22 protein-coding genes and 1 pseudogene are annotated in these 23,860 nt (G+C 67.4%); 21 read left to right on the top strand and 2 right to left on the bottom strand.

What is annotated here, in order from left to right; translation table 11 throughout:
- Nucleotide 1 precedes the first annotated feature (1 nt).
- Together FY251_RS05605 and FY251_RS22490 are read right to left on the bottom strand one after the other, a co-directional pair.
- Nucleotides 2–421 carry a PPC domain-containing DNA-binding protein gene (locus FY251_RS05605; RefSeq protein ID WP_004968803.1) on the bottom strand — a complete coding sequence of 140 codons (420 nt, stop codon included), beginning with the start codon at nt 419–421 and terminating at the stop codon, nt 2–4.
- Between the two features lie 74 nt (nt 422–495).
- Nucleotides 496–663, bottom strand: coding sequence for a hypothetical protein (locus FY251_RS22490; RefSeq protein ID WP_004968802.1), 168 nt, complete (start codon nt 661–663; stop codon nt 496–498).
- Between the two features lie 232 nt (nt 664–895).
- On the opposite strand from FY251_RS22490, the gene FY251_RS05610 reads away from it, so the two are divergent.
- From FY251_RS05610 to argF, 21 genes and pseudogenes are all read left to right on the top strand, one after another.
- Nucleotides 896–2,728 (top strand): ABC transporter substrate-binding protein, encoded by a 1,833-nt coding sequence (locus FY251_RS05610; protein ID WP_148413823.1) that lies wholly within the window; start codon nt 896–898, stop codon nt 2,726–2,728.
- 210 nt (nt 2,729–2,938) lie between these two features.
- A complete protein-coding gene (locus FY251_RS05615; RefSeq protein WP_148413824.1) occupies nt 2,939–3,988 on the top strand; it encodes an ABC transporter permease in 1,050 nt (349 codons plus the stop codon).
- A gap of 6 nt (nt 3,989–3,994) precedes the next feature.
- Nucleotides 3,995–5,434 (top strand): annotated as a pseudogene (locus FY251_RS05620) (ABC transporter permease).
- Nucleotides 5,431–6,510, top strand: a complete 1,080-nt coding sequence (locus tag FY251_RS05625) for an ABC transporter ATP-binding protein (protein ID WP_148413825.1) — start codon at nt 5,431–5,433, stop codon at nt 6,508–6,510. The pseudogene FY251_RS05620 and the gene FY251_RS05625 overlap by 4 nt, the downstream one beginning before the upstream one ends.
- On the top strand, nt 6,507–7,841 hold the full coding sequence (locus tag FY251_RS05630) for an ABC transporter ATP-binding protein (protein ID WP_148413826.1): 1,335 nt from the start codon (nt 6,507–6,509) through the stop codon (nt 7,839–7,841). The genes FY251_RS05625 and FY251_RS05630 overlap by 4 nt, the downstream gene beginning before the upstream one ends.
- A 2-nt stretch (nt 7,842–7,843) precedes the next feature.
- Nucleotides 7,844–8,290, top strand: a complete 447-nt coding sequence (locus FY251_RS05635) for a hypothetical protein (protein WP_148413827.1) — start codon at nt 7,844–7,846, stop codon at nt 8,288–8,290.
- Between the two features lie 61 nt (nt 8,291–8,351).
- Nucleotides 8,352–8,927, top strand: coding sequence for a hypothetical protein (locus tag FY251_RS05640; RefSeq protein WP_148413828.1), 576 nt, complete (start codon nt 8,352–8,354; stop codon nt 8,925–8,927).
- Nucleotides 8,928–9,054: 127 nt separating this feature from the next.
- Nucleotides 9,055–9,909, top strand: a complete 855-nt coding sequence (locus FY251_RS05645) for a CBS domain-containing protein (RefSeq protein ID WP_148413829.1) — start codon at nt 9,055–9,057, stop codon at nt 9,907–9,909.
- A complete protein-coding gene (glyS, locus tag FY251_RS05650) occupies nt 9,902–11,686 on the top strand; it encodes a glycine--tRNA ligase (RefSeq protein WP_148413830.1) in 1,785 nt (594 codons plus the stop codon). Before FY251_RS05645 ends, glyS begins: the two co-directional genes overlap by 8 nt.
- 6 nt (nt 11,687–11,692) lie before the next feature.
- The gene (locus FY251_RS05655; RefSeq protein ID WP_148413831.1) at nt 11,693–12,295 is read left to right on the top strand and encodes a dolichol kinase; all 603 of its coding nucleotides are present in this window, start codon (nt 11,693–11,695) and stop codon (nt 12,293–12,295) included.
- 43 nt (nt 12,296–12,338) lie between these two features.
- A complete protein-coding gene (locus tag FY251_RS05660; RefSeq protein ID WP_148413832.1) occupies nt 12,339–12,824 on the top strand; it encodes a cation:proton antiporter regulatory subunit in 486 nt (161 codons plus the stop codon).
- On the top strand, nt 12,824–14,047 hold the full coding sequence (locus FY251_RS05665; RefSeq protein WP_148413833.1) for a cation:proton antiporter: 1,224 nt from the start codon (nt 12,824–12,826) through the stop codon (nt 14,045–14,047). Before FY251_RS05660 ends, FY251_RS05665 begins: the two co-directional genes overlap by 1 nt.
- Nucleotides 14,048–14,546: 499 nt before the next feature.
- Complete coding sequence (locus FY251_RS05670) at nt 14,547–15,761, top strand: argininosuccinate synthase (RefSeq protein ID WP_148413834.1); 1,215 nt, start codon at nt 14,547–14,549, stop codon at nt 15,759–15,761.
- A gap of 1 nt (nt 15,762) precedes the next feature.
- Complete coding sequence (gene argH, locus FY251_RS05675; RefSeq protein WP_148413835.1) at nt 15,763–17,229, top strand: argininosuccinate lyase; 1,467 nt, start codon at nt 15,763–15,765, stop codon at nt 17,227–17,229.
- Nucleotides 17,230–17,552: 323 nt separating this feature from the next.
- Nucleotides 17,553–17,732: a lysine biosynthesis protein LysW gene (lysW, locus tag FY251_RS05680; protein WP_004968787.1), complete on the top strand. Its 180-nt coding sequence runs from the start codon at nt 17,553–17,555 to the stop codon at nt 17,730–17,732.
- Nucleotide 17,733: 1 nt separating this feature from the next.
- A complete protein-coding gene (lysX, locus tag FY251_RS05685) occupies nt 17,734–18,609 on the top strand; it encodes a lysine biosynthesis protein LysX (RefSeq protein WP_148413836.1) in 876 nt (291 codons plus the stop codon).
- Nucleotides 18,606–19,649: an N-acetyl-gamma-glutamyl-phosphate reductase gene (gene argC / locus FY251_RS05690; RefSeq protein WP_148413837.1), complete on the top strand. Its 1,044-nt coding sequence runs from the start codon at nt 18,606–18,608 to the stop codon at nt 19,647–19,649. Before lysX ends, argC begins: the two co-directional genes overlap by 4 nt.
- 54 nt (nt 19,650–19,703) lie before the next feature.
- On the top strand, nt 19,704–20,636 hold the full coding sequence (locus tag FY251_RS05695; RefSeq protein WP_148413838.1) for an acetylglutamate/acetylaminoadipate kinase: 933 nt from the start codon (nt 19,704–19,706) through the stop codon (nt 20,634–20,636).
- Nucleotides 20,636–21,772, top strand: a complete 1,137-nt coding sequence (locus FY251_RS05700) for an aspartate aminotransferase family protein (RefSeq protein WP_148413839.1) — start codon at nt 20,636–20,638, stop codon at nt 21,770–21,772. The genes FY251_RS05695 and FY251_RS05700 overlap by 1 nt, the downstream gene beginning before the upstream one ends.
- Entirely contained in the window at nt 21,769–22,887 is a 1,119-nt protein-coding gene (locus FY251_RS05705; protein WP_148413840.1) for a [LysW]-lysine hydrolase, read from the top strand. The genes FY251_RS05700 and FY251_RS05705 overlap by 4 nt, the downstream gene beginning before the upstream one ends.
- Nucleotides 22,888–22,954: 67 nt before the next feature.
- Nucleotides 22,955–23,851 (top strand): ornithine carbamoyltransferase, encoded by an 897-nt coding sequence (argF, locus tag FY251_RS05710; protein WP_148413947.1) that lies wholly within the window; start codon nt 22,955–22,957, stop codon nt 23,849–23,851.
- The last annotated feature ends 9 nt before the right edge of the window (nt 23,852–23,860 follow it).

The raw sequence follows: 23,860 nt of genomic DNA on the forward strand, positions 1-23,860 counted from the left end.
GTTACAGCCAGAGGTCGAGGTCGGTCACCGCGTCGTGGTCGCGTTCGAGCGGTTCCTCGAAGGCGCGGAGGTTCAGTTCGCCCGCGAAGACGGTCGCCGAGTCGAGGTGACCCGCGAGCGCCTGTCCGCTCCGCCGAGAGAGGATCGCGTGCGTGTGTGCGAAGGGTTCGCCGTCGAGGAGCGCGACGTTACCCACGCAGGCGGCGACTTCGAGCGGCTCGTCGAACGTCACGGACTGGTACTCCTGGTCCGTCTGGTCGTAGAACCAGAGTTCGGCGTCCTGGACGGCGCCCATGGCGTTGAACCACGCGGACTCGATGCCCTTGCGCGCGCAGAACTCCTCGATCTCCTCGCGCCAGTCCGCACCGTGTTCGAGGCGGGCGAGGTACTCCTCGCTCACCGTCACCGCTCGAGCGTTCATGTAGCGTACCACGAGCGAGTCGGACTAAAATGTGAATGGTCTGCTCGCCGGGGAGGCGAACGGGGCCGGAGGGATTATCGCCACTCGTCGAGCGCGAGCGCGTCGGCTACGTCAGAAGCGAGCCACGCGTCGTCGCGGGAGATATCCGCGATAATAAGACGCTGGCCCGTCTGAGAGCGATCCACCGAGGCCATGACCTCGGCGCCCGAGTCGTCGACGGAAGCCGTCGCATCCGGCGTCATGTATGATACATAGTGACACCCCTATATAAGTGGACCGAAACGACGGGGCGAGACGGACCGGGACGGCCGGCTCAGCCCCAAAACTGAGGGTGAAACCTCAAACGAGTTCTGTAGGGATTCTCGTGGCAGTTTTCGCCGCTTGGGTATGGAACTACATCCCTTCCACGCTACACTATATCAAACAAATCGAATACGGTAAGTTTATCCACGCGCCCCGAAAATTTTGGTCTGAATGCCAGACACTAACAAACTCTCGCGTCGCCGCTTTCTGAAGGCAACGGGTGGAGCCGCCACGGCCGCCGCCCTCGCCGGTTGTACCGGCGGTGACGGTGAAGAGACGACGACCGAATCCGGTGGCGAGGGAACCACCACCGCGACGACCCAAGAGGACACGGGCACGGAGCTGTCCGGTTCGGTGTTCAACCGCATCCTCTCGGGGACCATCACGACGATGGACCCCGTCGCCGCGACTGACACGTCGTCGGGCATCCTCATCCAGCAGGTCTTCGACTGCTTGATGTCCTACCAGAACGCCCTCCCGACGGTCGAAAACGAACTCGCCGCGGACTACACGGTCTCCGACGACTTCACGACCTACACGTTCGAGCTCGCGGACGCGACCTACCACAACGGCGACCAGGTCACCGCCTCGGACTTCATCTACTCGTGGGAGCGCCTCGCGGCCTCCGAGAACAGTCGCCGCGCGTACTTCATCCTCGACTCCGTCGGCGTCGAACACGAAGAGGACGACGAAGGCAACTACGTCCCCGGATCGCTCGGCCTCGAAGTCGGCGAGACGGAGACCGAACTCGTCGTCAACCTCTCGGAGCCGTTCCACGACACCCTTGAGATGTTCGCCTACACCTCCTTCGCCGCCCTCCCCGAGGGCGTCCTCGGCGACATCGAGGGCCACGACGGCCAGATGGAGTACACCGAGTTCGCGTCGAACAACCCCATCGGCGCGGGGCCGTTCGAGTTCGCCTTCTGGGAGCAGGGCACCGCCGCGGCCGTCTCCAAGTACGACGACTACTACGGGCAGGCCGCGCAGGTCGACAACGTCCGCTGGCAGGTCATCGAGGACGACACGGCCCGCTACAACTACGCGATGAACGAGAACGCGGACTACTTCACGCTGCCCACCGCGCAGTACGACCCCGGACTGGCCCAGGTGGAGTCGACCGACGAGTACGGCCGCGAAATCGGGACGTACGGCCCGGTCCGTAACGGGAAGACGCTCAACTACGTCGGCGTCCCGACGCTGTCGATTTACTACGTCGGCTTCAACATGAACAAGGTCCCGAAGGCGGTCCGTCAGGCGTTCGCCTACGTCCTGAACCAAGACCAGATGGTCTCGGAAGTGTTCAAGGGCCGCGGCTCCGCGGCGGAACTCTTTACGCCCCCGACCATCTTCCCCGGCGGCGCGCAGGCCGCGAGCGACCTCGTCAGTTCCGACTACCCGTACAGCGCGGGCGAGACGGACATCGAGGCCGCCCGACAGGTCATGGAGGAGGCCGGCTACGGCCCGGACAACCAGTTCGAGGTCCAGTGGACCCAGTACAACTCCAACGCGTGGGAGGAGATGGCGAGCATCCTCCGCGACCAGCTCGCGTCCGCTCACGTCAACATGCAGATTCAGAAGGCCGACTTCTCGACGCTCCTCGAACGCGGCCGCAACGGCCAGCTCGAAGCGTACACCCTCGGCTGGATCGCCGACTGGCCGGCCCCGGACAACTTCCTGCAGCTCATGAACCCGCCGCAGACGGACACGTCCAAGCAGGGTCCGATTTCGTACGTCAACTGGACGAGCGAGAACGGCGACGCGGCCCAACAGGCGACCGACGCCTACCAGCGGGTCGTCAACAACCCGGCTCCGACCGACGAGGCCCAGCAGGCCCGCGACGAGGCCTACGTCAACATCGAGCTGGCCAACTGGGAGGACGTTGCGATGCTGCCCATCTACAACCAGAAAGAAGAGGCGTTCTGGTACGACACCGTCGAAATCGAGCCGTTCGGTGGGATGGGTCCGAGCCGTCAGAAGCTCAACAACGTCACCCTCAACCGATAACCGGGAGACACGGGAACGCCCTCGCGTCCCGTCGAAATCGAAACGCCCGGATATTTTTGACAAGCGTGTAGTTAGTCACTACTATATGGCATAATCCGGCGTTAGAGTTGCTGAAACTGCAATATAGGGACTTCGAAGCGCAAGACATAACCATACCACTCAGTAAACCCTTACAATAATGTCCGCTCGAACGGTCTGCGAGGTGATGCCATGAGTCGATGGCAGTACTTCCTCCGCAGGGTACTGATGTCGATTCCTGTCGTCATCTTCGGGACGACGATTACGTTTGCCCTCATCCGCCTGGGGCCGCTCGACCCCGTGTCGGCGATTCTGGGGACGCAATACAACCCGCAGGCGGCAGCACAGATTCGAACGAACCTCGGACTGAACCAGCCGCTTTGGAGTCAGTACCTCGACTTCATGTACGAGCTGTTCACCTTCCAACTCGGCCAGTCGTGGGTCATCGCGCCCGGGACGACCGCGTACGAACTCATCGAAATCTACGCGCCCCGGACGATTTGGCTCGGCTTCTGGTCGGTGCTCATCGCGCTGTTCGTCGGGATTCCGCTCGGCTTCTACGCCGGGCTGAACCCGAACACGCCCTCCGACTACGTCGCCTCCTTCGGCGGAATCGTCTGGCGCGCGATGCCGAACTTCTGGCTGGCCATCATGCTCGTCACGGCGCTCTCACAGCTCGGGACGTGGACGAACGGCCTGTTCACGTGGCAGACGTGGATCGTCAGGACGAACGTCGTCACGCCGCCGGCGCTCGGCTTCTTCCAGTCGCCGGTCGAACGGTTCCTCGCCGACCCCGGCGGGTGGACCGAGTCGTTCGTCCGGGCGACGAAGCAGATCGCCCCGGCGGCGCTGGTCCTCGGCTCGGCGTCGATGGGCAACGAGATGCGTATCGGCCGCACCGCCGTCCTCGAAACCATCAACTCGAACTACGTCGAGACCGCCCGCGCGAAGGGCGTCTCCGGGCGCTCGCTCGTCTGGAAGCACATCTTCCGGAACGCGCTCATCCCGCTCGTGCCCATCATCACGGGCGAGGCGTTCCTGCTTCTCGGCGGGTCGGTGTTCGTCGAGACGGTCTTCGCCATCAACGGCCTCGGGTGGCTGTTCTTCAACGCCGCCATCAACGGTGACCTGCCGCTCATCGGGACGCTGATGTTCATCTTCATCCTCATCCTGGTCGGCACGAACATTCTACAGGACTTCCTGTACACGATTATCGACCCGCGCGTCGGGTACGACGGGTGAATCACAGTGAGCACGACAACCGAAACCGAGATTCCGCTCCGACAACGAGTCGCTGAGAACCCCCAGCCAGCGCTGATTTGGGCCGCCGTCGGTGCCGTCCTCGTCGGCGTCGAACTGGGCGCTATCCTCCAAGTCGTCGGCGCCGTCGCCGGCGTGGTCGTCAACCTCCTCCCCGGCGACCCCGGCGCGTCCGCCGTCCAGTCGATTCAGGCGGCGTTCGACGCGGTTCCGACGCTCGTCTCCCGCGACGTGATTCCGAACCAGGGCTACTGGAACGGAACGGGCTACGAGAACACCTTCCTCGGGCTCTCGCCCGCGGTCGCGTGGTTCATCCGCGTCGTGTTCGTCTACGCGTACGCCTTCGCGGTGCTGGCGTGAGCGTGGAACGGCTACACCCGGTTCCGCCGCCACTACCGCCGCGTCGACTGGACGCCGCGGGACGACGTGGTCAATCGCTTCCGGGGCCACTCCTGGGGCAAGTTCGGGCTCGTTATCGTCATCACGTTTGTGGTCATGGCGGTATTCGCGCCCACGCTCGGGCCGACCACGATGGAGCAGAACATCCTCCAGCCGTACGACTACGAGGTCAGCTACTGGAGCGAAGACACCCAGAGCGTCGAGACGGCCCTCGTCGGCGAGGCCAACATCGGCTCGGGGTCGCAGGGCGCGGGCGACGAGAACGTCGCGCCGCTGACGTACGACGACTACGGCAGATACCACCCGTTCGGCACGGCGACAAACGGGAAGGACTTGTTCACACAGGTCGTGTTCGGGGCGAGGATATCCCTGACCATCGCCGTCGTCGCCATGGGTATCGCCGGGCTCATCGGGCTCGGCTTGGCCATGATAACGGCGTACTACAAGGGGTTGGCAGACCTCGCGACGGTGTTGGTCTCCGACTCGATACAGGCGTTGCCGGTCATCATGGTCCTCATCTTGATGCTCGTCGTCTTCCGCGATACCTGGGTCAAGGAGTTGTACGACGGCGCGGTGCTCATCATCCTCATCTTCAGCGTCGTCTACTGGCCGTTCATCTGGCGGTCGATACGTGGGCCGGCGCTCCAGGTGTCCGAGCAGGACTGGATCGACGCCGCGAAGTCGTTCGGCCAGTCGCCGTCGCAGGTCATGCGCAAGCACATGGCCCCCTACGTGTTCAGCTACATGCTCATCTACGCCTCGCTCAGTCTCGGTGGTATCATCATCAGCGTCGCCGGACTCTCCTATCTCGGGCTCGGCATCACCGCGCCGACCCCCGAGTGGGGCCGGCTCATCGCGAACGGACAGCAGTACGTCGCGAGCCCCTCGTGGCACATCTCGCTGGTCCCCGGCCTCCTCATCACGCTCGTCGTGACCGGCCTGAACGCCTTCGGCGACGGCATCCGCGACGCCATCGACCCGCAGGCCGACACCGGTGACGAGGCCGCGGCCACGGGAGGTGGCGCATGAGCACCGAACAGCCGCGCACCGCCCGCACCGAGGGCGAGCCCCTGCTGTCCGTCGAGGACCTCCGAACGTCGTTCTACACCGACAAGGAGGTCATCCGCGCGGTCGACGGCATCTCGTTCGACATCTTCCGCGGGGAGACCGTGGGCATCGTCGGCGAGTCCGGCTCCGGCAAGTCCGTCACGGCCCGTTCCATCATGCGGCTGATCGAGAGCCCCGGCCGCATCGAGAACGGTCGCATCATGTACGACGGCGAGGACCTCCTCGACAAGTCGGCAAAGCAGATGCGCTCCATCCGCGGCGGCAGCATCGCCATGGTGTTTCAGGACCCGCTGACGAGCCTGAACCCCGTCTACACCGTCGGCAATCAGATCAAGGAGGCGCTGCGCCTCCACCGCGGGCTGAGCGGGTCGAAGGCGACGAAAGAGGCCATCGAACTGCTCGAAGCGGTCGGGATTCCGGACGCCCACCGTCGCGTCCGCGAGTACCCCCACCAGTTCTCCGGCGGGATGCGCCAGCGCGCCGTCATCGCGATGGCGCTCGCGTGCGACCCCGAACTGCTCATCTGCGACGAGCCGACCACCGCGCTCGACGTGACCATCCAGGCGCAGATTCTGGAACTCCTCGAAGAGCTGCAGGAAGAACGCGACCTCGGCATCATGTTCATCACCCACGACATGGGCGTCATCGCCGAAATCGCCGACCGCGTCAACGTGATGTACGCGGGCGAAATCGTCGAGAGCGCCCCCGTCGTCGAACTGTTCGAGTCGCCGAAACACCCCTACACGCAGGGGCTTCTCAACTCCATCCCCGGACAGGGACTCGACGAGAACGAGCGCCTCGCGACCATCGAAGGCGACGTGCCGACGCCGAACGAGGACCCGACCTACTGCCGGTTCGCCCCCCGGTGTCCGAAGGCGTTCGCCGAGTGCGACACGGTGCACCCCGAACCCGTCGAAGTCGGCGACGACGCGGGCCAGCACCACGCGTCGTGTCTGCTGTACCCCGAAGACCTCCCCACGGAGGAGGCGGTCGCCGTCCACCGCGAGGGCGGACAGCGCGGAGGTGACACGCGATGAGTACGACATCCACCGAAGAAGAGCGAACCACGACGGCGCGCGGAGACACGCTCCTTGAGGTCAACGACCTCAAGACCTACTACGAAGACGGCGGCCTCCTCGGGAGCAACCCCGTGAAGGCGGTCGACGGCGTCTCGTTCGACATCGAGCGCGGCGAGACGCTCGGGCTCGTCGGCGAGTCCGGCTGCGGGAAGTCCACGCTGGGTCGCACGCTGATGCGCCTCGAAGAGGCCACCGCGGGCGAGGTCAAACTCGACGGCACGGACATCACCACGCTGTCCGGCTCCGACCTCAAGCAGTTCCGCAAGGACGTGCAGATGGTGTTTCAGGACCCCGATTCGAGCCTCAACGAGCGGATGACCGTCGGCGAAATCGTCCGCGAGCCGCTCGACGTCCACGACTGGAAGACGCCGTCCGAGCGCCGCGAGCGCGTCCGCGAGCTGCTCGAAACCGTCGGGCTGCAGGAACAGCACTACTACCGCTACCCGCACCAGTTCTCCGGCGGCCAGCGCCAGCGCATCGGCATCGCCCGCGCGCTCGCGCTCGAACCGGAGTTCATCATCCTCGACGAGCCGGTGTCGGCGCTCGACGTCTCCGTGCAGGCGAAGATTCTCAACCTGCTCGAAGACCTGCAAAACGAGTTCGGGCTGACGTACCTGTTTATCGCCCACGACCTCGCGGTCGTCCGCCACATCTGCGACCGCGTCGCCGTGATGTACCTCGGCAACATGATGGAAATCGGCCCGGCCGACGAGCTGTTCGACGAGCCGGCGAACCCCTACACCCACGCGCTGTTGTCGTCGATTCCGGAGCCGGACCCGACGGTCGAGCGCGACCGCATCACCCTCCGCGGAACGCCGCCGAGCCCGCGAGACCCGCCATCGGGCTGTCCGTTCTCGACGCGCTGCCCGGTGAAGATTCGCCCCGCCGCGTACAGGGACACGGACCCCGACGTCTGGGAGCGCATCGAGGTCTTCCGCGAGGTACTTCGGGAGCGCTCGCGCGCCGACCCGTCGCTCGGCGACCGCGTTCGAGAACTGCTCGGCCGCGAGAGCCACCGCGCGGGCATGGACGAGATCATCCCCGAACTGTTCGGCGACCTCGACGTGCCGTCGGACGTGATGACCCACGTCCGCGAGGCCGCCGACTACGCCGAAAACGACGACGAAGACGCCGCGCGGACCTACCTCCGCGAGGAGTTCGGAAGCGTCTGTGACCACGAGCGGCCCGAACAGCTCGCGGTCGGCGACCGGGGGCGACTGAGCCTCTGTCACCGCCACGACGCCGAGTACGAGGAGCCGGCGACCGTCTTCGAGACGCTCGTCCGATAGCCATGGAGTTCGACCCACGCCGCGTCGGCGTCAAGACCATCGACGCCGTGGTCTACGCCGTCTCGCTCACCGGCGTGGTGTTCGTCGTGACCGCCGTCGTGAGCACGCTCGCCGGCAACGGACTGCCCGGCGCGAAGTGGCTCATGTTCTTTCTCGGGTTCGCCATGTTCGGCTACGCGTCGCTCAAAGTCCGCCCGAAGGCGGCGTGGAAACGCGGGGACGGAAACGGCGGCAACGGCGACAGCGACGGCGGCCTGTTCTCGGGGAGCGACGAGCCCGTCGGCGTCGAGAAGCTCGTCGGGGACGCCCTCGACGCGATACTGCCGCCGCGACTGCGACCGGCGACGGGCGACGAGCGGCCGTCGAGCGGGGTGAAGCTCCTCCTCGCGTCGGTCTGTATCCTCGCGACCTCCTACGCGATGGAGGTCGTCTTCGAGATCAACTACTGACCGGCCCCGGAGCGCCCGCGACCTTCGATGCCTTTTACCATACACGTCGTCCAGAACGGGTATGGCCGAACTCGGAGACGACGAGACGCCCGAGGTCGAACGCATCGCCGGCGAGGCGGACCGTCGCCGCGAGGCGTGGGGCGCGACGCTCGACGACATGACCGCGATGGCCGACGAGTTCGAGGACGAGGGGTGGACGACGGTCCGCATCGCCGCGGGCGACAGCGGCCCGTTCGGTCCCTCAAGCGGGAAGGGCGACGAGGGGGCGTTCGGCCTCGCGTACGTCATCCCCGGCGACAAGGCCGAGACGGTTTCCGACCTGTTCGAAGCCACCTCGTTCCCCGAGTACGAGGTGTACCGCGCGGAGAACGACGGCCGCGTCTACATGGTGACGGCGCTGTTCTCGCCGGACGCCGAGACGGCGATTCTCCTCGCCGGCGCGTGGGACCTCCGCGAGGCGCTGGAGTGCGCGACCGTCGCCGTCGAGGAGGGGCGGATGTACACCTACCTCCAGAAGCTCGACGGCACCGTCGTGGGCGTCGTCGAACACGACGACCCCGAGAAGTTCTTCCCCAACCTCGACGCGATTCGGCGGTACGCGCCGAACAGCGGCGACGACGCGGCCGGCGAGAACTGAGCCGGAGGCCGCGCCGTCCGCGGGTCGTCGCCCGCGTCGTGGACGCGCCCGTGAGCGGCGGCGGACGCCTGCCAACGAGGCGAAAGCGTTCGCAGAGTACATTAGGCGGGGGAAAGAAAGCGGGTGTATGAAAGTAGCCGACGCGATGACCCGCGGCGAGGAGGTCGTGACGGTGTCCCTGCCGGGCACCCGCGACGACGTTCTGGAATACCTCCAAGAGCGTGGGTTCTCTTCTGTTCCTGTGGTGAAAGAGACCGACGAGGGGACGAAGTACCGGGGGCTCATCTCTCGGGAGGACCTCATCGAGCACCCCGACGAGGACCAGCTGGCGGTGCTCGTCCGCGAGGTGCCGACCGCGAGCGCCGACGACGAGCTCGAAGCGGTGGCCGCGACGATGGTCTCGGAGGGCGCGCGCCGAATCCCCGTCGTCGACGGCGACGCCATCGAGGGCATCCTCACCGTCACCGACGTGGTCCGGGCCATCGCCCGCGGCGACATCGACGGCGAGACCGAGGTCGGCGACGTCGCCGCCCGCGACGTGAACACGTCGTACGTCGACGTGCCGCTCCACATCGTCGAGCGCGAGATTTTCTACGCGAACGTGCCCTACGCCATCGTCCTCGACGACGAGGCCTCGCTGGCCGGCATCGTGACCGAAGTCGACATCATCGAGGTCGCCCGCGTCGTCGAAGGCGAGGCCGGCACCGGCGACTCGGTCGCCAATCAGGACGACGAGTGGATGTGGGAGGGCATCAAGGCGGTGGGCAACCGCTACATCCCGACCCGGAACGTCGAGATCCCGGCCGAGCCGGTCTCGAAGTTCATGACCGACGACCTCGTGAGCGTCGCGACGCGCGTCACCGCCAAGGACGCCGCCCAGACGATGATTCGCGAGGACATCGAGCAGATTCCGCTCGTCTCCGGCGACGAGCTCATCGGCGTCGTCCGCGACGTCAACCTGCTGGAGGCGCTGTATGAGTGAGGGCGACGAGTCCGCCGCGCTCACCGAACTCGCCAAGCGCCGGGGCTTTTTCTTCGGCTCCTCGGAGGCCTACGGCGGCGTCGGCGGGTTCTACACCTACGGCCCGCAGGGCGCGGCCCTGAAGTCCAACGTCGAGGAGGCGTGGCGCGAGCGCTTCGCCGTCCAGGAGGGCAACCTCGAAATCGAAGCGCCGACCATCATGCCCGAGCCCGTCTTCGAGGCGTCGGGCCACCTCGACGGCTTCGACGACATGCTCGTCGAGTGCGCCGAGTGCGGCGAGTCTCACCGCGCGGACCACCTCATCGAGGACAACTCCGAGCTGGAGGACGCGGAGACGCTGTCGCCCGAAGAAGCGGCGGAGAAAATCGCCGACCTCGGCCTCGTCTGTCCGACCTGCGGCGCGGACCTCGCCGGCCAGTCGGTCGAGGACTTCAACCTCATGTTCGAGACGAACATCGGCCCCGGCTCGTCGACGCCGGGCTACCTCCGGCCCGAGACGGCGCAGGGCATCTTCGTGGAGTTCCCGCGCATCAAGGAGTACGCGCGCAACAGCCTCCCGTTCGGCGTGACGCAGGTCGGCCGCGCCTACCGCAACGAGATTTCGCCGCGGAAGAGCATCGTCCGCACCCGCGAGTTCACGCAGGCCGAACTGGAGCACTTCATCGACCCCGAGCGCGACGAGGCCGACCTCTCGGCGGTCGAGGACGTCGGGGTGCTTCTGTACCCCGCGACCGAACAGGAGGCCGACGACGGCGACTACGTCGAGACGACCATCGGCGAGGCCGTCGAAGACGGTATCATCGGCAACGCGTGGCTCGGCTACTTCCTCGGCATCGCCCAGGAGTGGTACGAGACGGTCGGCGTCGACATGGACCGCTTCCGCTTCCGCCAGCACCTCGCGGGCGAGCGCGCCCACTACTCCGCGGACTGCTGGGACGCCGAGAGCGAGGTCGACGGCGACTGGATAGAGATCGCGGGGTTCTCGTACCGCAGCGACTACGACCTCTCGAAGCACGGCGAGTACGGCGACGACGACTTCACCGTCTTCCAGCAGTACGACGAGCCGAAAACGGTCGAGCGCGCCGTCGTCGACCCCGACATGGCGACGCTCGGCCCCGAGTTCGGCGCGCAGGCCGCCGACGTGGCCGAGGCGCTGGAGACGCTCGTCGAGCGCGACCCCGACGCCTTCGACGCCGACGAGGTGACCCTCGACGTCGACGGCGAGGAGATCACCGTCGACGCCGACGTGGCCAACTTCTCGGTCGAGACGCAGACCGAGGCGGGCGAGCACATCACGCCGCACGTGGTCGAGCCCTCGTTCGGTATCGACCGCACGGTGTACACGCTCCTCGCGCACGCGTACGAGACCGACGAGGTCGACGGCGAGGCGCGGAGCTACCTCTCGCTTTCGCCGTCGGTCGCGCCGACGAACGTCGGCGTCTTCCCGCTCGTGAGCAACGTCGACGAGCTTGTCGACCTCGCGGACGACGTGGCCGAAGAACTCCGCGCGGCCGGCTTCGCGGTCGTCTACGACGACTCCGGCAGCATCGGTCGGCGCTACCGCCGACAGGACGAGGTCGGCACGCCGTTCTGCATCACCATCGACCGCGACGGGCTCGAAGGCGACGGCGGCGACACCGTCACCATCCGCGAGCGCGACAGCGGCAAGCAGGTCCGACTGCCCGTCGACGACCTCGTCGGAACGCTCGTCGGCCTGCGCGCCGGCACCGCCTCGTTCGACGACGTGCTCGACGCGAACGAGGTCGTCGAGGCGTAACCCGCCGTGGGGCGACCGAGCACCGCCGAGGTGAAGCGGCGACTGGTCCACGCGAGCGGCTCGGGGATGCCGCTTTTGTACCTCCTCGGGCTGGTCGAGTGGCGTACCCTCGGGTATCTGTTCGTCTTCCTCGCGGCGGTCGTCAGCGTCCTCGAACTGCTCCGGCTGTTCGGCGGCCTCGAATGGGTCGTCTACGACGAACTCACCCGCGAGTACGAACAGGACAACGTCGCCGGCTACGCGCTGTACGTCTACAGCCAGACCGCCGTCGCGCTGGTGTTCGGCCCGCACATCGCGGTGCCGGGGATGCTCATGCTCACCATCGGCGACCCGATAAGCGGCCTCATGGGCTCCGCGCCGGTGGGCGAACTGAAGTCGGCGCGGACGCTCGCGGCGATGTTCGCGGTCTGCTTCGCCCTCGCCGCGCCGTTCGTGATTCCCGTCTTCGGGGTCGTCGCGGGCGGCCTCGCCGCGGCCGCCGGAGCCGCCGGGGCGACGCTGGCCGACGGCGCGAAGCCGGTCGTCGCCGGCTACGTCATCGACGACAACCTCTCGATTCCGCCGGTGGCCTGTACCGCCATCGCGGTGACGCTCTGGTTGGTCGCCTGAGCGGAAGGCGGCTTTATTTCGTCCGCTCGCCAATCGTCGAGTCATGACTGTCTACGAGAGTGACCTTCCGGGCGTCGGGAAGAAACACGAGGTGGACCTCGGCGACGGCTCCCGGCTCGTCATCGTGACGCACAACACCGGCAAGCGGGAGGTGTTCCGGCGCGCGAGCGCCGACAGCGACTCCGAGAAGCTGTTCGAACTCTCCGACAAACTCGCCCGGCAGGTGGGGACGCTCCTCGAAGGCGCGTACTTCCAGCCGGTCCAGACCGAGACCATCGAGACGCTTCTGGGCGACAACACGCTCATCGAGTGGGTCGAAGTCGGCGCGGACTCCGACATCGCGGGGAAGACGCTCGGCGAGTCCGACCTCCGACAGGCGACTGGCGCGTCGGTCATCGCCATCGAGCGGGGCGACGAAGTCGTTACCTCGCCCGGCGGCGACGCGATGGTCGAAGCCGGCGACACGCTCGTCGTCATCGGTCCCAAGGCGGCCTGCCGCGACTTCGTCGCGCTCGTGAAAGGGGCCTGATGGCGGCGGCGCTGCTCGAATTCGGCTACCTGTTCGCCGCCCTCGCGGTCGTCGGAGCGGTCGCGCTCCGCCTCGGCCTGTCGGTGATTCCACTCTACGTCGTCGGCGGCGTCGTCGCCGGGCCACACGTCGCCGGGCGGTTCGGCCTCCCGTACGTCCCGAACGGCGAGGTGGTGACGATTCTGGCGGAACTCGGTATCGTCCTCCTCCTGTTTTTCCTCGGCTTGGAGTTCAGCCTCGACCGACTCCGGTCGTCGGGGGCGAAAATCGGCCGCGCGGGTGTCATCGACCTCGCGGTGAACCTCCCCATCGGCGTCGCCATCGGCCTCGCCCTCGGGTGGTCGCCGGTCGAGGCGCTGTTGCTCGGCGGCATCGTCTACATCTCGTCGTCGGCCATCGTGACGAAGACGCTCATCGACCTCGGGTGGATCGCGGACCCCGAGTCGGAGCCGATTTTGGGCACGCTCGTCTTCGAGGACCTCGCCATCGCGGTCTACCTCGCGGTCGTCACCTCACTCGCGCTCGGCGGCGGGGGCGGGGGCGGTGGTCTCGCGTCCATCGGCCGGTCGCTCGCCATCGCCTTCGGCTTCCTCGGCCTCCTGTTCGTGGCCGTCCAGTACGGGACGGCGCTTTTCGCCCGCCTCCTCGACGTGGAGAACCAAGAGGCGTTCGTCCTGCGGGCGCTCGCGGTCGTCGTGCCCGTCGCGGGCGCGGCGCTCGCGCTCGGCGTGAGCGAGGCCGTCGCGGCGTTCTTCGTCGGCATGGGCTTTTCGACGAGCGGCCACCGGGAGCGACTCGAACACCTGCTCGTCTCCGTGCGCGACGTGTTCGCCGCGGTGTTCTTCTTCTGGATCGGCCTCGGAACCGACCCGACGCTGTTGGCGGCGGCGGCCGTCCCGCTCGCCATCGCCGTCGTCGTGTCGACGCCGTCGAAAGTCGTCTCGGGCTACCTCGGCGGCCGGGCGTACGACCTCTCTGCGCACCGGTCGCTCCGGGTCGGCGTCGGGATGGTCCCCCGCGGCGAGTTCTCGCTCGTCATCGCGGCGCTGGCCGCCGCGGGCACGACGCCGGTGATGCGCGAAATCATCCCGGCGTTCGCGGTCGGCTACGTCTTCGTCATGAGCGCGCTCGGCACGGTGCTGATGCAACGGTCGGACCTCGTGGAGCGATTGGTCTTCCGCGGCGGCGCGGCGGACAGCGAAGCCTCGACTGAGAGCGCCTGAGTCGTCTCGGCGGGACGCGTTCGACCCGGCGGCGACCAGCCCGGTCACGCCGACCGCCTCGGCCGGCCACAGAACACTTACCCGAGGAGCCGTCACGTTGCGGGTGCTATGACCCTCATCGAGTGGCTCGTCATCGCAGTCGTCGTGATCGCGATCATCGCGCTCGTCCTCGCGCTCGTCGACAACGAACTGCTGGTCGAACTCGCCGGGGAGTTGCTCGACTGAGGAAACGTTTGCGTCGCCGCAAGCGTTTAATAGGGACGACGTTGTAGCGTCTCACAACGATGGCGGCTCGCAGCATCTTCGCCACTTTTGCCCCACTGCGAGCCGCGGCTGTCCGACCCCGACGACGGGCCCTTTAGGGCCACAATCATCATCTCCTTCGGGACACGTCGAAATCTCTAATCTCCTGTTTTCGTGCCTATAGGCATCTCTACCACTTAATTTCATAGAACTAATGCAAAGAATTTATCTGTATGTCCCCGCCACAGACGAGTACATGAAGAAAGTCGCACTCGCGTTCTCGGGCGGACTCGACACGACAGTCTGCGTCCCGATTCTCGAAGAGGAGTACGGATACGACGAAGTCGTCGGCGTCACCGTCGACGTCGGCCAGCCCGAAGAGGAGTTCGAGGAGGCCTACGAGACGGCCGAGGCCCTCGGACTGGAGCACCACGTCGTCGACGCGAAACAGGAGTTCGCACAGCTCTGTCTCGACTCGGTGTGCGCCAACGCGGACTATCAGGGCTATCCGCTCGGCACCGCGCTCGCGCGCCCGGTCATCGCCAAGGCCATCCTCGAACTCGCCGAGGAGCAGGGCTGTGACGGCATCGCCCACGGCTGTACGGGCAAGGGCAACGACCAGCTCCGCTTCGAGGCGGTCTGGCGCGCCTCCGACCTCGAAGTCATCGCGCCCGTCCGCGAGATGGGCATGACTCGCGAGTGGGAAATCGAGTACGCCGCCGAGAAGGACCTCCCGGTGCAGGGCGGCAACGAGGGCGTCTGGTCCATCGACACGAACCTCTGGAGCCGTTCCATCGAGGGCGGCAACCTCGAAGACCCCGGCTACGTCCCGCCGGAGGACATCTACGAGTGGACCGACCAGCCCTCGGACGAGACGGAGCTCATCGAAATCGCGTTCGAAGACGGCTACCCGGTCGCCGTCGACGACGAGGAACTCGAACCCCTCGAACTCATCTCGCTTCTCAACGAGAAGGCCGGCAAGCACGGCGTCGGCCGCACGGACATGATGGAAGACCGCATGCTCGGCCTCAAGGTGCGCGAGAACTACGAGCACCCGGCCGCGACGACGCTCCTGAACGCCCACGAGGCGCTCGAAGGGCTCGTGCTCACGAAGGAGGAACGCGACTTCAAAGCCACCGTCGACAACGAGTGGTCCCAGAAGGCCTACGAGGGCCTCATCGACGCGCCGCTCGTGGGCGCGCTGAACGCCTTCGTCGAGAAGACCCAACAGCGCGTCACGGGCACCGTGACCATCAAGTTCGAGGGCGGACAGGCCCGCCCGGTCGGCCGCGAGTCCGAGTTCGCCGCCTACTCCGAGTCCGCCGCCTCCTTCAACACGGAGACGGTCGACGGCATCGAGCAGGCCGACGCCACGGGCGTCGCCAAGTACCACGGCTTCCAGGCGCGTCTCGCCAACCAGAGCGTCGAAAAGCAGAAGCCCGAACTGGCCGCAGACGGCGGTAGCGACTGAGATGGCAGGCGAGGACGGCGACTCCGAGGGCGTCATCCGCCGGGACCGCTTCAGCGGCGGCCCCGCCCGCGGGTTCATGTCGAGCCTCGCGGCCGACGAGCGCATCTTCGAGGCCGACCTCGCCGTCGACCGGGCGCACGTCGTGATGCTCGCGTCGCAGGACGTCATCGGGCCCGACGTGGCGAGCGAGATTCTCGCCGCGCTGGACGAGGTCGAGGCCGCGGGCCACGACGCGCTTTCGGGCGGCGAAGACGTCCACGAGGCCATCGAGGCCGCCGTCATCGACATCGTCGGCCCCGACGGGGGGAAGATGCACACCGCCCGCTCGCGCAACGACGAGGTGGCGACCTGCATCCGCTACCGCCTGCGCGAGGACGTGCTTTCGGCCCTCGACGCCGCGCTCGCCCTGCGCGAGTCGTTAATCGAGACGGCCGCCGAACACACCGAGACGGTGATGCCCGGCTACACGCACCTCCAGCCCGCGCAACCGACGACGGTCGCGCACTTCCTGTGTTCGTACGAGCGGGCGGTCGCCCGCGACTGCGCCCGCCTGCTTTCGGCGTACGAGCGCATCAACCAGTCGCCGCTCGGGTCGGCGGCGTTCGCGGGCACGCCATTCGACGTGAACCGCGAGCTCGTCGCCGACCTGCTCGGCTTCGACCGCGTGATGGAGAACTCGATGGACGCCTCGGCGACCCGCGACTTCCTCGCGGAGACGCTGTCGGCGCTCACGACCCACGCGGTCACGCTCTCCGGGCTCGCCGAGGACCTCGTGATATTCTCGAACAAGGGCCTCGTCGAGCTGTCGGACGACTACTCGTCGACTTCCTCCATCATGCCGCAGAAGAAGAACCCCGACACGATGGAGCTCGTCCGCGCCGTCGCGGGCGACGCCGTCGGGGAGCTCACCGGCCTCCTGACGACGCTGAAGGGACTGCCGCGCGCGTACAACCGCGACCTCCAGCGCGCCCACAAACACGCCTTCCGCACCGTCGACGACGTGGCCGAGGCGGCCGCGGTGGCCGCGGGCGCGGTCGGGTCGGCGACGTGGCCCGAGGACGAACTCGCCGCGGCCGCGGGCGACGGCTTTTCGACCGCGACCGGCGTGGCGGACCTGCTGGCGATGGCCGGCCTGCCGTTCCGCACGGCCCACGAGGTCGTCGCGGAGGCGGCCGCCCGCTCCGAGGGAACGCCCGACGTGGCAACACTTGACGCCGTCGCTACGGACGTATTAGGTGAGTCACTCTTTACGCACGTGACAGCCGAGGCCGTCGACGCCGCGCTCGATCCGACCGAGAGCGTGGCGAGTCGCGATTCGGTCGGTGGGCCCGCGCCCGCCGCCGTGGAGGCGACCCTGTCGACGGCCCGCGACGAGCTCTCGGACGACGCCGCCGCCGTCGCGGACGCCCGCGACTCGCTCGCGGCGGCCGCCGGGGGACTCGACGAGGAGGTTTCGAGCTATGTCTGAGTCCGACCGCGCGACGCCACCGGGACTGCTTCGACGACCCCGAGCGGCCGCGCCGCGACGACCGGCGGGGCTCCGACGACCCCGACCGGAACCGCGGCGACGACGACGACCACGCCCGACGCGGGGGACGGGTCGACCGGTCCGACGACCGGTCCCGTCTCCGGCGTCGAGTGAGCGTGGCACCCAAGCTCGACGCGTCGTTCGGCCGGTCCGTACGTTCGGCCGATTCGACAGATAACACCCGCTAGAGACTTCTTTGCGTTAATTTTCCCCGCGTAATTTTCGACGCCTTTAATACCGTCCGTCGACCAGCCACGGATGTAATGAGCGACACCATCACCGCGGAAGACCCGCTGAGCGGAGAGGAAATCGAGCTGCCGTCCGACGTCGAAGTCGGCGAAATCATCGACAGCCCCGCCACGGGCGCAGAGCTGGAAGTCGTCTCCCTCGACCCCGTGACACTCGAAGAAGCGCCCGAACTCGAAGAGGACTGGGGAGAGTAAATTGCACGTTGGACTGCTCTATTCCCGGATTCGCCGCGACGAGAAGCTGCTTCTCAACGAGCTTCGCGACCGCGGCCACGAGGTGACGAAGATAGACGTTCGGAAAGAGCAGTTCGACCTCACGGAGCCGCCGGAATCGCTCGACGGACTCGACGTGGTGGTCGACCGCTGTCTGGCGACGAGCAGGAGCATCTACATCACGCGCTTCCTGCAGTCGTACGGAATCCCGGTCGTCAACTCCCACGAGACCGCCGACGTCTGCGCCGACAAGGCGAAAAACAGCCTCGCGCTCGCGGACGCGGGCGTCCCCACGCCGAACACGAAAGTCGCGTTCACGGTCGAATCGGCGATGGACATCGTCGAGGAGTTCGGCTACCCCTGCGTCCTCAAGCCGGTCGTCGGCTCGTGGGGTCGCCTGATGGCGAAAATCGACTCCGAGTCGGCCGCCGAGGCCATCCTCGAACACAAGTCGACGCTCGGCAACTACGAGCACAAGGTGTTCTACATTCAGGAGTTCGTCGAGAAGCCGGGCCGCGACATCCGCGTGCTCGCCGTCGACGGCGAACCCGTGGCCGCGATGGTCCGCTCGTCGGACCACTGGCTGACGAACGCCGCGAAGGGCGCGAGCGTCGAAGAGTTCGAACTCGACGACCGCGCGAAGGAACTCGTCAAACAGGCGTCCGACGCGGTCGGCGGCGGCTTACTCGGCGTCGACCTCATGGAGACGGGAGACGACTACACCGTCCACGAGGTCAACCACACCGTCGAGTTCAAGGCGCTCAACGACGCCGTCGAGACGGACGTTCCCGCGACGGTCGTCGACTGGCTCGAAGCCAAGGCCGACGGCGAGCAGTCGCTGGCGGAGGTCTCGGCGTGAGCGACCAGCTCACCGCGGGCGTCGTCGGCGGCTCCGGGTTCACCGGCGGCGAACTGCTCCGCCTGCTCGACGGCCACCCGAACTTCGACGTCGAACAGGCGACGAGCCGCTCGTACGAGCGCAAAACCGTCGGTCACGTCCATCCGAACCTTCGTCACCTCGACCTCCGTTTCACCTCGCCGGAGGACCTCGAATCCGTCGACGTGCTGTTCACGGCGACGCCCCACGGCGTCTCGATGGAGCACATCGACGCCTTTCAGGACGCGGCGGACACCGTCGTCGACCTCTCCGCGGACTTCCGCCTCTCCGAGGCGGCGCAGTACGACGAGTGGTACGACGGCCACGTCTGCCCCGAGTATCTGGAGCAATCGGAGTACGCGCTCCCCGAACTGAACCGCGAGAACCTCCCCGGCGCGGACCTCATCGCCGCGGGCGGCTGTAACGCGACCGCGACGATTCTCGGCCTCAAGCCGCTTTTCGACGCCGGCATCCTCTCCGGCGACGAGCAGGTCGTCGTGGACGTGAAAGTCGGCTCGTCGGAGGGCGGCGCGGGCGCGAGCAAGGCGTCGTCGCACGCCGAGCGCTCGGGCATCGTCCGCCCCTACGCGCCGACCGGCCACCGCCACGAGGCCGAAATCGAGGAGTACCTCGGCCTCTCGGTCTCGTTTACCGTCCACGCGGTCGACATGGTCCGCGGCGCGGCGGCGACCTGTCACGTCTTCCCCGACGGCCCCGTCTCGAAGGGCGACATGTGGAAAGCGTTCCGCGGCTCCTACGGCGACGAACCGTTCATGCGCACCGTCGCCGGCGGCGGCGGCGTCTACCGCTACCCGGAACCGAAGTCGGTCGCCGGGACGAACTTCGGCGAGGTCGGCTTCGAAATCGACCCCGGAAACCGACGACTCGTCGTCTTCTCGGCCATCGACAACATGATGAAAGGCTCCGCGGGGCAGGCGGTCCACGCCGCCAACATCGCGCTCGGGCTGGACGAGACCGCCGGACTCGACTTCACCGGCTTCCACCCCGTCGGCTCGCCCTGACCGCACCGCCCCCGAACGCTCGCTCCGACCCACGATTTACGCACCATTTCGACTATGACAGGATACACACGCGAGGAACTGCTCGCGGCACACGAACAGCTCGTCGACAACGAAGACAACCTCATCGCTGACGGCGGCAAGGAGCCGCCGGTCGTCGTCAAAATCGGCGGCGCGAAGGCCGTCGACCCGAAGGGGGCCGTCTCCGACGTGGCCCACCTCGTCGCCAACGGCACCGACGTCGTCGTCGTCCACGGCGGCTCGACCGCCGTCGACGAGACGCTCGAAGCACTCGGCGAGGAGCCGACGTACGTCGAGTCGCCCTCGGGCGTCTCCGGGCGCTTCACCGACGAGCGCACCATGGAGGTCTTCTCGATGGTGATGCCCGGCAAGCTCAACACGGACCTGACGGCGCTGTTCCGCGAGGCGGGCGTCGACGCGCTCGGCCTCTCGGGCGTCGACGGCGGTCTCCTGACCGGCCCGCGCAAGTCGGCCGTCCGCGTCGTCGAAGACGGCAAGAAGAAGATCAAGCGCGGCGACCACTCCGGGAAGATCACCGCGGTGAACGCGACGCTCCTCGAAACCCTCCTCGACGGCGGTTACACGCCCATCGTGACCGTGCCGATGCTCGCCGACGACGGCGTGCCGGTCAACGCCGACGCCGACCGCGCCGCGGCCGCTGTCGCGGGCGCGCTCGGCGCGAAACTCGTCGTCCTCACCGACGTGAAGGGCGTCTACGCCGACCCCGACGACGAGTCGACGCTCATCGAGACGGCCGACACGCCCGAGGAGTTCTCGGCGCTCGAATCGGCCGCGGAAGGGTTCATGACGAAGAAGGTCATGGCCGCGAAGGAGGCGCTCGACGGCGGGGCCGCCGAGGTCGTCGTCTCCGACGCGAACCTGAACGACCCCATCGTGACGGCGCTCAACGGCGGCGGCACGCACGTGACGCCCGGCGCGCTGGTCGAAGCAGAGGAGGCTGAGCAGTAATGTCCGGGTTCGTCTTCAACGAGAAACCCATCGCCATCGGGTCCGGCGAGGGGCCGTACCTCTACTCGGACGACGGCACCGAATACCTCGACTTCGGCGCGAGCTACGCCGTCGCGGCGCTCGGCCACTCCCACCCCGCGGTCACCTCGGCGATTCAGGAGCAGGCCGCGAAGCTGACCTACGTACAGGCGTCGTACCCCGTCGAGGTCCGCACGGAACTGTACGAGAAGCTGGCGACGCTCGCGCCCGGCGACATCTCGAACGTCTGGCTCTGTAACTCCGGCACCGAGGCCAACGAGGCGGCGATGAAGTTCGCCCGCTCGGCGACCGGCCGCCAGAAAATCGTCGCCACGAAGCGCGCCTTCCACGGCCGCACCCTCGGAAGTCTCGCGCTGACGTGGAAACAGAAGTACAAAAAGCCCTACGAGCCGGTCGCCGGCGGCGTCGAGTTCGTCAGCTACGGCGACGAAGAGGAGCTCTCCGAGGCCGTCGACGACGAGACGGCGGCGGTCTTCCTCGAACCGATTCAGGGCGAAGGCGGCATCAACCCCGCGACGGCGGAGTACCTCCAGACCGCCCGCGACCTGACCGAGGACGCGGGTGCCGCGCTCGTCTTCGACGAGATTCAGACCGGCATCGGTCGCACCGGGTCGCTGTGGGCCTGCGAGAACGCCGGCGTCGTCCCCGACATCCTCACGAGCGCGAAGGGCATCGCCAACGGCCTGCCGCTCGGCGCGACGCTCTGCGCCGACTGGATTGCGGACGGCGCGGCCTCCCACGGTTCGACGTTCTCCGGCGGCCCCGTGGTCTGTGCGGCGGCGAACGCCACTCTCGACACAATCGTCGAGGAGGACCTGCCGGGCCACGCGGCCGCGGTGGGCGACTACCTCACGGCGGAGCTCGAAGCCGCCGTCGATGAACACGACCTGCCGGTCCGCGAGGTCCGCGGCGACGGCCTCATGGTCGGCGTCGAAGTCAAGCGCGGCGCGAACCGCACGCTGAAACACCTCGCGCTGTCCGAGCAGTTGCTCGCGCTCCCGGCGGGCCGGACGGTCGTCCGGTTCCTGCCGCCGCTGGTCATCGAGGAGGAACACGCCGACCGCGCGGTCGACGCCATGACGAACGTGTTATCATGAACGCCGAAATCGAACGCGAAGACGACGAGGCGGCGACCGACGCCGAAGTCGACACGGACGCCGTCTCCGACACCGACGCCCTCGACGAGGGCGAGTGGGCCGACGCGCGCCACCTCCTGTACGACATGGTCTCGACGCCCTCGGTGTCGGGCGAGGAGGAGGCGGCCGCCGAGGTCCTGAAGGCGTTCTTCGAGGCGCACGACCGCGAGGTGTGGATAGACGAGGTGGGCAACGTCCGCGCGCCGGCCGACGACGCGGTGCTCCTCACCTCCCACATCGACACCGTCCCCGGCGACGTGCCGGTGAAAATCGAAGACGGCGTCCTCTGGGGTCGCGGCAGCGTCGACGCGACCGGGCCGCTCTGTTCGATGGCCGCCGCGGCCGTCGAGACGGGCGTCTCGTTCGTCGGCGTCGTCGGCGAGGAGAACACCTCGCGCGGCGCGTGGCACCTCGTGGAAGACCGCGAGGAGCCCGACGCCGTCGTCAACGGCGAACCCTCGGGCTGGGACGGCGTCACCCTCGGCTACCGCGGGTTCCTCTCGGGGACGTACATCGCGACGAGCGAACTGGGTCACTCCTCGCGCCCCGAGGAGAACGCCATCCAGTCCGCGGTCGCGTGGTGGTCCCGCGTGGCCGACTTCTTCGACGAGGAGCGCGACGGCGTCTTCGACACGGTGACGACCAAGCCGGTGACCTTCGACGGCGGCCCGAGCGACGACGGCCTCGCGGTCGAGGCGACGGTGGACGTGCAGTTCCGCGTCCCGCCGCGGTACACCATCGACGACGTGCGCGAGGTCGCCGAGAGCGAACTCACCCGCGGCGGCGTCCACTGGAACAAGCCCATCCCGCCGGTCATGATGAGCCCCCGAACCGACGTGGCGCGGGCGTTCCGCGTCGCCATCCGCAACGTCGGCGGCGTGAAGCCCCGGCTCCTCCGCAAGACCGGGACCAGCGACATGAACATCTTCGCCGGCACGTGGGACTGCCCGATGGCGACCTACGGCCCCGGCGACTCCGACCTCGACCACGCCCCGAACGAACACCTCGACCTCGCCGAGTTCGACAGCGCCATCGACGTGCTCGTCGACGTGTGCGAGCGGTTGGCGGACGACTGAGGTGAGCGGCGACGACGACCGAACAACCCGGACGACGAACCGACACGGAGACACGACACACGACACAATGCTCGAAACCACCCACTTCACCGACATCGACGACATCAGCGCATCGGAGTTAGACCGCGTTCTCACCCGCGCCGCCGACATCAAGTCCGGCGACGACGAGACGCAGCTCACCCGAGCGACGCTGGCGATGCTCTTCGAGAAGCCGAGTACCCGGACGCGTGTCTCCTTCGAGACGGGGATGACCGAGCTGGGCGGCCACGCGCTGTTCCTCGGCCCCGAGGACATCCAGCTCGGCCACGGCGAGCCGCTTTCGGACACCGCGCGCGTGCTGGGTCGCTACGGCGACGCCATCATGGTCCGCCTGTTCGACCACGCGGACCTGCTCGAAATCGCCGAGCACTCCGACGCGCCGGTCATCAACGGCCTGACGGACGACGCCCACCCCTGCCAGACGCTCGCCGACCTGCTCACCATCCGCGAGCACGTCGGCGACTTCGACGAGGTGTCCGCGGCGTGGGTCGGCGACGGCAACAACGTCGGCCAGTCGTTCGTCCTCGGCTGTGCGATGGCCGGTATCGACCTCACGGTGGCGACGCCGCCGGCGTACGGCGTCGACGACGACGTGCTCGAAAAGGCCGCAGAACTCGGTTCGGTCCCGACGATTACGACCGACCCCGAGGAGGCCGTCGCGGACGCGGACGTGGTCTACACCGACGTGTGGATTTCGATGGGCCAAGAGGACCAGCGCCACGAGAAACTGCAGGCGTTCGAGGGGTTCCAGCTCAACGAGGACCTGCTTTCTGACACCGACGCGAAGGTCATGCACTGCCTGCCGGCCCACCGCGGCGAGGAGATTACCGGCGACGTGCTCGAAGGCGAGCGCTCGCTCGTCTGGGACCAAGCGGAGAACCGCCTGCACGCCCAGAAGGGCCTCATCGTCGAACTGCTCGAATAAAATCGGGTC

The sequence above is a fragment of the Haloferax sp. KTX1 genome, from assembly GCF_902410085.1.
Taxonomy (GTDB): Archaea; Halobacteriota; Halobacteria; order Halobacteriales; family Haloferacaceae; genus Haloferax; species Haloferax massiliensis.

What these genes read in the sequence shown, in the direction of transcription:
- FY251_RS05605 (WP_004968803.1), bottom strand. Translation starts at nt 421, where the DNA reads ATGAACGCTCGAGCGGTGACGGTGAGCGAGGAGTACCTCGCCCGCCTC.
- FY251_RS22490 (WP_004968802.1), bottom strand. Translation starts at nt 663, where the DNA reads ATGACGCCGGATGCGACGGCTTCCGTCGACGACTCGGGCGCCGAGGTC.
- FY251_RS05610 (WP_148413823.1), top strand. Translation starts at nt 896, where the DNA reads ATGCCAGACACTAACAAACTCTCGCGTCGCCGCTTTCTGAAGGCAACG.
- FY251_RS05615 (WP_148413824.1), top strand. Translation starts at nt 2,939, where the DNA reads ATGAGTCGATGGCAGTACTTCCTCCGCAGGGTACTGATGTCGATTCCT.
- FY251_RS05625 (WP_148413825.1), top strand. Translation starts at nt 5,431, where the DNA reads ATGAGCACCGAACAGCCGCGCACCGCCCGCACCGAGGGCGAGCCCCTG.
- FY251_RS05630 (WP_148413826.1), top strand. Translation starts at nt 6,507, where the DNA reads ATGAGTACGACATCCACCGAAGAAGAGCGAACCACGACGGCGCGCGGA.
- FY251_RS05635 (WP_148413827.1), top strand. Translation starts at nt 7,844, where the DNA reads ATGGAGTTCGACCCACGCCGCGTCGGCGTCAAGACCATCGACGCCGTG.
- FY251_RS05640 (WP_148413828.1), top strand. Translation starts at nt 8,352, where the DNA reads ATGGCCGAACTCGGAGACGACGAGACGCCCGAGGTCGAACGCATCGCC.
- FY251_RS05645 (WP_148413829.1), top strand. Translation starts at nt 9,055, where the DNA reads ATGAAAGTAGCCGACGCGATGACCCGCGGCGAGGAGGTCGTGACGGTG.
- glyS (WP_148413830.1), top strand. Translation starts at nt 9,902, where the DNA reads ATGAGTGAGGGCGACGAGTCCGCCGCGCTCACCGAACTCGCCAAGCGC.
- FY251_RS05660 (WP_148413832.1), top strand. Translation starts at nt 12,339, where the DNA reads ATGACTGTCTACGAGAGTGACCTTCCGGGCGTCGGGAAGAAACACGAG.
- FY251_RS05665 (WP_148413833.1), top strand. Translation starts at nt 12,824, where the DNA reads ATGGCGGCGGCGCTGCTCGAATTCGGCTACCTGTTCGCCGCCCTCGCG.
- FY251_RS05670 (WP_148413834.1), top strand. Translation starts at nt 14,547, where the DNA reads ATGAAGAAAGTCGCACTCGCGTTCTCGGGCGGACTCGACACGACAGTC.
- argH (WP_148413835.1), top strand. Translation starts at nt 15,763, where the DNA reads ATGGCAGGCGAGGACGGCGACTCCGAGGGCGTCATCCGCCGGGACCGC.
- lysW (WP_004968787.1), top strand. Translation starts at nt 17,553, where the DNA reads ATGAGCGACACCATCACCGCGGAAGACCCGCTGAGCGGAGAGGAAATC.
- FY251_RS05695 (WP_148413838.1), top strand. Translation starts at nt 19,704, where the DNA reads ATGACAGGATACACACGCGAGGAACTGCTCGCGGCACACGAACAGCTC.
- FY251_RS05700 (WP_148413839.1), top strand. Translation starts at nt 20,636, where the DNA reads ATGTCCGGGTTCGTCTTCAACGAGAAACCCATCGCCATCGGGTCCGGC.
- FY251_RS05705 (WP_148413840.1), top strand. Translation starts at nt 21,769, where the DNA reads ATGAACGCCGAAATCGAACGCGAAGACGACGAGGCGGCGACCGACGCC.
- argF (WP_148413947.1), top strand. Translation starts at nt 22,955, where the DNA reads ATGCTCGAAACCACCCACTTCACCGACATCGACGACATCAGCGCATCG.